This is a genomic window from Thioalkalivibrio sp. ALMg9, from assembly GCF_000380625.1.
GTDB classification, from domain to species: domain Bacteria; phylum Pseudomonadota; class Gammaproteobacteria; order Ectothiorhodospirales; family Ectothiorhodospiraceae; genus Thioalkalivibrio; species Thioalkalivibrio versutus.
In genome coordinates this window covers 486,864-495,000 of record NZ_AQYC01000008.1, presented here as the reverse complement: position 1 = coordinate 495,000, position 8,137 = coordinate 486,864, and the positions used below count along the sequence as shown (strand labels likewise).

General features: G+C 66.5%; 9 protein-coding genes (1 of these 9 running past the window's edge). 3 read left to right on the top strand and 6 right to left on the bottom strand.

All coding sequences use genetic code 11. From position 1 onward, the window contains the following. Positions 1–594, bottom strand: partial view of a tyrosine--tRNA ligase gene (gene tyrS, locus F792_RS0107630; RefSeq protein WP_018169066.1) — the 5' portion only. Its footprint begins 612 nt before the window's first position; 594 of the gene's 1,206 nt are visible here — the first part of the coding sequence; it begins with the start codon at positions 592–594; its stop codon lies beyond the left edge, outside the window. A gap of 141 nt (positions 595–735) precedes the next feature. On the opposite strand from tyrS, the gene F792_RS0107625 reads away from it, so the two are divergent. Then, complete coding sequence (locus tag F792_RS0107625) at positions 736–1,872, top strand: anhydro-N-acetylmuramic acid kinase (RefSeq protein ID WP_018169065.1); 1,137 nt, start codon at positions 736–738, stop codon at positions 1,870–1,872. Between the two features lie 77 nt (positions 1,873–1,949). Here the strand turns inward: F792_RS0107625 and erpA are convergent, their stop codons facing one another. The 4 genes from erpA to argC all read right to left on the bottom strand — a co-directional run bounded on the left by erpA (position 1,950) and on the right by argC (position 4,655). Beyond that, complete coding sequence (gene erpA / locus F792_RS0107620; protein WP_018145294.1) at positions 1,950–2,324, bottom strand: iron-sulfur cluster insertion protein ErpA; 375 nt, start codon at positions 2,322–2,324, stop codon at positions 1,950–1,952. A gap of 57 nt (positions 2,325–2,381) precedes the next feature. After that, complete coding sequence (locus F792_RS0107615) at positions 2,382–2,816, bottom strand: polymer-forming cytoskeletal protein (RefSeq protein ID WP_018145293.1); 435 nt, start codon at positions 2,814–2,816, stop codon at positions 2,382–2,384. Next, positions 2,813–3,475 carry a DUF6776 family protein gene (locus F792_RS0107610; RefSeq protein WP_018169064.1) on the bottom strand — a complete coding sequence of 221 codons (663 nt, stop codon included), beginning with the start codon at positions 3,473–3,475 and terminating at the stop codon, positions 2,813–2,815. Before F792_RS0107610 ends, F792_RS0107615 begins: the two co-directional genes overlap by 4 nt. A 124-nt stretch (positions 3,476–3,599) precedes the next feature. Next, on the bottom strand, positions 3,600–4,655 hold the full coding sequence (gene argC / locus F792_RS0107605) for an N-acetyl-gamma-glutamyl-phosphate reductase (RefSeq protein WP_018169063.1): 1,056 nt from the start codon (positions 4,653–4,655) through the stop codon (positions 3,600–3,602). Between the two features lie 96 nt (positions 4,656–4,751). Between argC and F792_RS0107600 the strand changes: the two genes are divergently transcribed. Both F792_RS0107600 and F792_RS0107595 read left to right on the top strand, forming a co-directional pair. After that, complete coding sequence (locus F792_RS0107600; RefSeq protein ID WP_018169062.1) at positions 4,752–5,267, top strand: peroxiredoxin; 516 nt, start codon at positions 4,752–4,754, stop codon at positions 5,265–5,267. Between the two features lie 46 nt (positions 5,268–5,313). Beyond that, positions 5,314–5,826, top strand: a complete 513-nt coding sequence (locus F792_RS0107595) for a CopD family protein (RefSeq protein WP_018169061.1) — start codon at positions 5,314–5,316, stop codon at positions 5,824–5,826. 37 nt (positions 5,827–5,863) lie between these two features. Here the strand turns inward: F792_RS0107595 and ptsP are convergent, their stop codons facing one another. Continuing rightward, on the bottom strand, positions 5,864–8,131 hold the full coding sequence (gene ptsP / locus F792_RS0107590; RefSeq protein WP_018145288.1) for a phosphoenolpyruvate--protein phosphotransferase: 2,268 nt from the start codon (positions 8,129–8,131) through the stop codon (positions 5,864–5,866). Between the last annotated feature and the right edge of the window lie 6 nt (positions 8,132–8,137).

Here is an 8,137-nt window from a genome sequence, read left to right as displayed (position 1 = left end):
GCGGCCCACCAGGAGGTTGAACTTCTGGTCGGTGCCGCCCAGTTCGATATCGGCCTTCAGCGCCACCGAGTCGTAGCCCTGGATGAGTGGATAGAGGAATTCGTGGATCGCGATCGGCTGATGCTGGGTGTAACGCTTGTGAAAGTCGTCGCGCTCGAGCATGCGCGCCACGGTCTGGCGCGAGGCGAGCTGGACCATGCCTGCGGCCCCTAGCGGCTCCATCCAGGTGGAATTGAAGACGACCTCGGTCCGCTCAGGGTCAAGAATGCGGAATACCTGCTCGCGGTAGGTTGCGGCGTTGCGCTCGATATCCTCGGCGGACAGCGGCGGACGCGTGGCGTTCTTGCCCGAGGGATCCCCAATACGGCCGGTGAAATCGCCAATCAGGAACAGGATGTGGTGCCCCAGGTCCTGGAGCTGGCGCAGCTTGTTGATCAGCACCGTGTGCCCCAGATGCAGGTCCGGGGCGGTGGGATCGAATCCCGCCTTCACCCGGAGGGGGCGGCCACTCTTGAGGCGCTCGACAAGATCGTCCTCGAGCAGGATTTCATCGGTGCCGCGACGAATAACGGCCAGCTGGTCTTCGAGTTCCATGACGCCCCTTGGTCGAGATCAGAGACCGGCCGGGCTGGCCGGTCGCGCGCAAGGATACCGCGACCCCCGAACGGACGCGAAATGCCGCGGTGGTCCAGAATGGACGCCGACCCATGTAATGCGCGCGCGAGGATCACCACTATGACGGAACGCTTTATCGGGCTGATGTCCGGCACCAGCCGGGACGGCGTGGACGCCGTGCTGACAGAGATCCGCGAGACCGGGCCGGTACGCGTGGTGGATCACTGCCAGCTGGGGTACCCCGACGACCTCGCCCAGGAGCTGGCGACGGCGGCCACCACTGAAACCCTGCGCTACCGGCACCTGGGCGCGCTGGATGCGCGGCTCGGCATGCTGTTCGCCCGTACCGTGCAAGCCCTGCTGGACCAGACCGGTCTGGCGCCGACCGCGATCCGGGCGATCGGCAGTCACGGCCAGACCGTACACCACGCCCCCGACGCCGATCCGCCCTTCACCTGGCAGATCGGCGATCCCTTCCGCATCGCAGAGGCCACCGGCATCGACACCGTGGCGCAGTTCCGGCCGCGCGATATTGCTGCCGGCGGCGAGGGGGCACCACTGGCCTGCGGATTTCACGCTACGCAGTTCGGATCCACGGACGAGACCCGCGCGGTCCTCAATCTAGGCGGCATCGCCAACATCACCTGGCTGCAGCCGGGTCAGCCCGTGATCGGCTTCGACTGTGGCCCGGCGAATACGCTGATGGACGACTGGAATCGGCGTCACCATCAGACGCCGTTCGATCATGACGGCGCATGGGCCCGCAGCGGCACGCCCGACCCCGAACTGCTGACCCGGCTGCTCCAGGATTCGTTCTTCCAGCGCCCTCCGCCAAAAAGCACCGGGCCCGAATACTTTTCGCCGGCCTGGCTGCGTGCCGGGGCTGGCGACCGCCTGGACCGAGCCCGGCCCGAGGACATTCAGGCCACCCTGGCAGAACTGACCGTGGAGGGCGTGCGGCACGCGCTGGAGCATCTGCACATGCAGCCGCCCGCCCGCTTGCTGGTGTGCGGCGGCGGCGCGAACAACCGCCACCTGATGAAGCGCCTCGCCAAGGCCCTGCCCGCGACCCTGGTGGAGACCACCGAACGCCATGGGGTCCCCCCACAGCAGGTGGAGGGTGCCGCCTTTGCCTGGCTGGCCGCGCGAACCCTGGCCGGCGAACCCGGCAACCTGCCGGAAGTAACCGGCGCGCGCGGCCCACGCGTACTCGGCTGCATCATCCCCGGCGGTCCCCGGACACCCGGGGGCCATTAACCCCGACCCTGAACAAAAAAGGGCCCGATCCGGAATCCCCGGATCGGGCCCTTTCTTAACCGCTTGTCAGCTTCTCTCTAGACCGAGAAGCTGGAACCGCAGCCGCAGGTCGTGGTGGCATTCGGATTGCGGATCACGAACTGCGCGCCCTCAAGACCTTCGCTGTAGTCGATCTCGGCACCCGCCAGATACTGGAAGCTCATCGGGTCGATCAGCAGGGTCACCCCACCATTCTCCACGAGGGTATCGCCATCGCCGACGGTCTCGTCGAAGGTGAAGCCGTACTGAAAGCCGGAACAACCGCCCCCGCTGACGAATACGCGCAGCTTGAGGTTGTCGTTGTTCTCTTCCTCGATCAGCCCCTTCACCTTGGTGGCCGCGGCATCGGTAAAGATCAACGGGCTGGGCATTTCGATGTCCAGTTCCGCTTCGGACGTCATGGGCTCGGACATTCGGGGCCTCCTGTAATAATCATTTTCATTCACGCTACGGAAGACTGAGCCCCGGAGTCAAGAATGCTCATCTTCCGTGGGATTGGTCAGGGCCTGGGTCTCGCCCGTCCCCTCCAGCTCGCCCTCGAGGGGATGCTCCACCCGCTTGAGCAAGCCGTCGATCTGCGCGCCCTCTGCCATTTGCAGCACGGTGTAGTAGAGGTTACCGGCCAGACGGGCCGTCTCGCCAAGCTCCACGTGCTCTCCCACATGGACATCGCCACGCACCTCGCCGTTCATCAGCAGGTGCGGAACCGCGACATGGCCCTCGACCACGCCCCCACCCGCGACTACCAGAACGGCCGACGAATCGGTCGCGGCCCGGATATCCCCGATCACGCGGCCTTCGATATGCAGCCCGCCTCCAAACTCGATATCACCGTGGACCACTGTATGGCGCCCCACCAGGGTATCCACTTTCCGCGCGCGGCGGCCTCGTTTGCGTCCCATCATTGCGTACTCTCCAGCAGGCGATCCCAGTCGGCCCATTCCGAAACCGGTTCAAGATCCTCGTCGTTCGCGGCGCTCGCCCTCAGCGTCAACCCTACCGGCTCGAAGCCCTCCGGAAGATGGATCCGGGCGCGCTGATTGCGCAACAACCGAAACCCCTCGACCAGGCGATCGTTCTCCAGCCCCAGCGCATCGGTCTCCAGGGTGGACAGCGCCTCTTCCCCCGTCGCATAGCCTTCGACCTCCAGCGCCCAGCGCAAATCCACCGAACGACTCAACCCCGGGCGGTAGAGCTGGAACACGACATCAAACACGCCCGACTGCCCCGTGCGCTGCAACTGCAGCGACCGGATGCCCAGGGCATCTGCACCCGCGCCCTCCGCAAGCCGCCGATAAAACGCCAGCTCCTCGCGCAACTCCAGCAACTCGGCCTCCTGGCGCTCGATATCGCCGGAGAAGGCCGCAAGCTCCGCGGTCTTCATTTCCAGCTGCTGCTCGGCGTGGCGGCGCGCCTCCTCGGCAGCCTGGCGCGCGGCGAGCGCCTGCTCCAGGTCATCCCGCAGGCCCTCGATACCGCGTTGCGCATCGACCGTGTCCCGTATGTCCTCGCGCCAGTTCTCCACCAGCCAGGCTCCGCCCGCCACCAACAACAGGATCAGCATCAGCAGCCCCGCGCGCCACCACCCGCCGCGGCGTCCCGACCCGCTGCGCCGCCGCGCGGGAATGCGCGGAATCCGGGGCAGACGTGGACGCGGGACACCCGTAGTCATGTGGCAGGCCAGGACATCAGGGGAAAACCGACAGCCCGTCCAGACCGGCTGTCTCGGCCTGGCCGAACATCAGATTCATGTTCTGCACGGCCTGCCCGGCCGCGCCCTTCACCAGGTTGTCGATCACCGACAGCACCATCAGCCGTCCGGAGTGCGGCGGTTGCGCCAGCGCAATGCGACAAAGATTGGTACCGCGCACGCTGGCCGTTTGCGGATGAGCCCCCGGCGGCATCACATCCACGAACGGCTCGTCGCGATAGCGCTGCTCGAAACAGGCCTGCCAGTCCGCGTCCGCCACCTGCGGGCGCAGATAGAGCGTCGCGTGAATCCCGCGCGTCATCGGCACCAGATGCGGCTGGAAGATCAGTCCTACCGACCGCCCGGCCACGCCACTGAGCGTCTGGTGGATCTCCGGCCAATGCCGATGCCCGCCACTGGCATAGGCACGAAAGTCCTCCTGCACCTCGGCGAAAAGCCCACCGATTTGCGCCTTGCGCCCGGCCCCGCTGACACCGCTCTTGGCATCCGCGATCACGTCCGCGGGATCGACCAGACCGGCCTCCAGCAGAGGCAGCACCGCCAGCGACACCGCCGTGGGATAGCAACCCGGCACCGCGATCAGTCGCGCATCACGGATCTGCGCCCGGTTCAGTTCGGGCAGGCCGTACACGGCCTCGTCCAGATACTGCGGCGCACCATGCGCCTGTCCGTACCACCGCGCCCAGAGCTCGGGATCGCGGATGCGGAAATCCGCCGACAGGTCGATGATGCGCGTGCCCCGCTCAAGCAGCGGCGCGGCCAGGCCGTGGGCCACCCCGTGCGGGGTGGCGAAAAAGACCACGTCGCACTCGCCCAGGGTCGCCTCGTCCGGGGCCTGGAAGACGGCATCCACCGCGCCGCGCAGGCTGGGGAACAAATCCGCCACGGGCGTGCCCGCCTCGCCGCGCGAGGTCACCACCTGAAGATCGGCCGCGGGATGCCGCGCCAGCAGGCGCAGGAGTTCCACGCCGGTGTAGCCGGTGGCCCCGACAACCCCGATGCGGATGGGTTTGCTGTTGGTTGCATTCGTCATGCTGCGGCATGATACCGCCTTGGCCGGAACCACGGAACGCACGCGGTTTCGGCCAGTCCACAAATGCAGGCTATTCGATCAACGGATCACACCCCTATGAGCAAAGTCAGGATCGACCGCAAGGCCATCTTCGGAGGCATCTTCATCATCGCGCTGGTCGCCGTCGCCGCGACCATCTGGTTGACCGACGACGGCATGCGCCCGGCACCCGCCTTCGCGGCCACCACCCTGGATGGCGAGAAGGTGGCGCTGAAGGACTACGAAGGCCGCCCGGTGATGATCTCTTTCTGGGCCACCAGCTGCCCGGAGTGCGTCCGCGAGATCCCGAAACTGGCCCACCTGCACGAGACCTACGCGGACAAGGGCTTCGAGTTGCTGGCGGTTGCCCTGTCCTACGACCCGATCAACCGCGTGGAGGCCATGCGCGAGGATCGCGAGATGCCCTACAAGATCATCCACGACAGCGACGATGCCTTCTCCCAGGCCTATGGCGGGGTACGCCTGACGCCGACTACCTTCCTGATCTCGCCAAACGGCCGCATCGTCTACCAGAAGCTGGGCGACCCGGACTTCGAACAGATCGAACGCCACCTGGAACGCTGGCTCTCCTGAGCCGCCCCGCGCAGCGACACCGCACCCGCTTCCGAGAAGGACCTCCATGCAAGCCTATAACTGGTTCCTCAGCCTGCACGTGATCTTCATGGTCACCTGGTTCGCCGGGCTGTTCTATCTGCCGCGCCTGTTCGTCTATCACGCGATGACCGAGGACGCCCTCGGTCACGAGCGCTTCAAGGTGATGGAGCGCAAACTGTTCTACGGGATCATGACCCCCGGCGCGCTAATCACCATCCTTTTCGGCGTGATCATGCTGGTGGATCGCTCGTTCTATCTGGCCGAGCCGTGGATGCACTTCAAGCTGACGCTGATTGCCGTCCTGGTCGCCTATCACGTCTGGTGCGGCAAGATCGTGCACGACTTCCGCGATGACCTGAACCGGCGTGATCACACCTGGTATCGCTGGTTCAACGAGGTGCCGGTCCCGATCCTGGTGGGCGTGGTCGTGCTGGTGGTCAACCGCTCCATCGTGGATGCGCTCATCGCCATCGGCGTGGTGCTCGGGATCTTCCTCCTGAGTGCGCTGATCGCGCTGTGGCGGGCACGCCGCACCTGAGCTGCGCCCCCCTGCCGGCCACGGGTGAGCGCCGCGGTCAGGTCTTGCCGGCGCGCACCAGCCCGCCCAGGCCGGCCTGGACCAGGGCATTGTTCAGCAGCGACCGGATCTGATCGGCGTTCTCCAGCAGCCGGCACTGCGCCAGCAACGCCTCGGCGCGGTCGGTGGAGAAACTGCGGATCACCCACTTCACCCGCGGGATCGAGGACACGCTGACGCTCAGGCTGTCGATCCCCATCCCCAGCAACAGGATCACCGCGGCCGGGTCGGCTGCCATTTCCCCGCAGACACTGACCGGCTTGCCCGCCCGGTGCGAGCCGTCGGTAATCGTCTCCAGCGCGTGGATGCAGGCCGGGTGCAGGGTGTCGTAGAGATGCGCCACGCGGGCGTTGTTGCGGTCCACCGCCAGCAGGTACTGGACCAGGTCGTTGGTGCCCACGGACAGGAAGTCCACCCGCCGGGCAAGCATCTCCGACATGTACACCGCCGCCGGCACCTCGACCATCACCCCGATGCGCGGCATCGGGATGCGGAAACCCTCGTCCAGCAGTTCCTCGCGCGCCCGGTTGAGCAGGGTCATCGCCCCTTTCAGCTCGTCCAGCGCCGAGATCATCGGGAACAGGATCTGCAGGTTGTCGTGGGAGCGACTCGCCTTGAGCATCGCCCGCAACTGGGTCAGGAAGATCTCCGGGTGGTCCAGCGAGATACGGATCCCGCGCCAGCCGAGGAACGGGTTGTCCTCCTTCACCGGGAAATATGGCAGGGCCTTGTCGCCGCCGATATCCAGGGTGCGCAGGGTCACCGGCATCGGATCGAAAGATGCCAGCACCTGCTCGTAGAGCTGGACCTGCTCCTCCTCGCCGGGGAAGCGGTCGCGGATCATGAACGGCACCTCGGTGCGGTACAGCCCGACCCCCTCGGCCCCGGACTCCAGCGACGGCTTAATGTCCGCCAGCAACCCCGAGTTCGCGAGCACCGGCACCGCGACGCCATCGCGGGTCTCGGCCGGGTCCTTGGCCAGCGCACGCAGGTCCTCCGCCAGCTCGCGCTCCTCGCGCACCAGGCGCTCGAACTCCACGCGCAGCTCGGCGTTGGGGTTCACGAACAGCCGCCCGCGATAACCATCAACCAGGATCTCGCGCCCTTCCAGGCGCCCCACCGGGAGCTCGGACACGCCCATCACCGCAGGGATGTTGAGCGCCCGCGCCAGGATCGCGATGTGCGAAGAACCCGTCCCCTTGGCCGAGACCATGGCCCCCAACCGCTCGATCGGAACCTCCGCAAGATGCGAGGCGGTCAGGTCATCCCCGACCAGGATGCCGCCATCGGGAAACTCGTCCTGGCTGCGATCGGCCGGCAGCAGGTGCGACAGCACGCGGCGACCCAGATCGCGCACATCCGCCGCCCGCTCGCGCAGGTACGGGTCCTCCATGTCCTCGAATACCCGCACGCTCTCACGCACCGTGTCGCGCAAAGCCGCCGGGGCCCACTGCCCATTACGGATGCGCGTCTGGGTCTTGTGCACCAGAGAGTCGGAACCCAGCAGCATCAGGTAGGCATCGAACAGCACCTGCTCGTCCGGCCCCAGGGCCTCGCCCATGCGCTGCTTCAGGTCCTCGATCTCGGTGCGGGTCTCCGCCACCGCCTGCCCGAAATGCTCCAGTTCGTGATCCACCCCGGCGCCTTCGCGATCCGGGATGGAGTCCATGTCCGCCAGGCGGTAGGCCACCACGGCCCGGCCAATGGCCACGCCCGGCGAGCCGGCAATGCCGGTGGCCTCGACGTTCACATGCCCGATCAACGGGGTCTCGGAGGAGATCTCGTCGTTGAACTCGGCATAGGCGATCGCCCCGGCCAGCTGCGCCGCCAGGGTGATCAGGAAGGAGACATGCTCGTCATCGAACTTGCGCGCCTGGTGCTGCTGCACGACCAGTACGCCCAGCAGGCTGCGCTGGTGGATGATCGGGACCCCCAGAAACGCGAGGAAGTGTTCCTCGCCGGTCTCCGGGAAATAACGAAAACGCGGGTGGTCCTGAGCGCTGTCAAGGTTGACCGGCTCGGCCCGCGAGGCGACCAGACCCACCAGACCCTCCGACGGGTCCATCTCGACCTGCCCGATGGACTCCTCGCGCAGACCCTCCGAGGCCATCAGCACCAGGCGCCCCGACTGCGGCGACTTCAGGTAGATCGAACAGACATCGATCTCCAGCGCGGCCTTCACCCGCGTAACGATGATATGCAGCGCTTCGAAGAAATCCGCGGCACCGTTCACTTCCTGCACCACGCGGCGCAGGACCTCGAGCATCGAGGG

Bases quoted from the DNA above. Each gene is read 5' to 3' on its own strand.
- F792_RS0107625 (WP_018169065.1), top strand. From the start codon at position 736: ATGACGGAACGCTTTATCGGGCTGATGTCCGGCACCAGCCGGGACGGC.
- erpA (WP_018145294.1), bottom strand. From the start codon at position 2,324: ATGTCCGAGCCCATGACGTCCGAAGCGGAACTGGACATCGAAATGCCC.
- F792_RS0107615 (WP_018145293.1), bottom strand. From the start codon at position 2,816: ATGATGGGACGCAAACGAGGCCGCCGCGCGCGGAAAGTGGATACCCTG.
- F792_RS0107610 (WP_018169064.1), bottom strand. From the start codon at position 3,475: ATGCTGATCCTGTTGTTGGTGGCGGGCGGAGCCTGGCTGGTGGAGAAC.
- argC (WP_018169063.1), bottom strand. From the start codon at position 4,655: ATGACGAATGCAACCAACAGCAAACCCATCCGCATCGGGGTTGTCGGG.
- F792_RS0107600 (WP_018169062.1), top strand. From the start codon at position 4,752: ATGAGCAAAGTCAGGATCGACCGCAAGGCCATCTTCGGAGGCATCTTC.
- F792_RS0107595 (WP_018169061.1), top strand. From the start codon at position 5,314: ATGCAAGCCTATAACTGGTTCCTCAGCCTGCACGTGATCTTCATGGTC.
- ptsP (WP_018145288.1), bottom strand. From the start codon at position 8,131: ATGCTCGAGGTCCTGCGCCGCGTGGTGCAGGAAGTGAACGGTGCCGCG.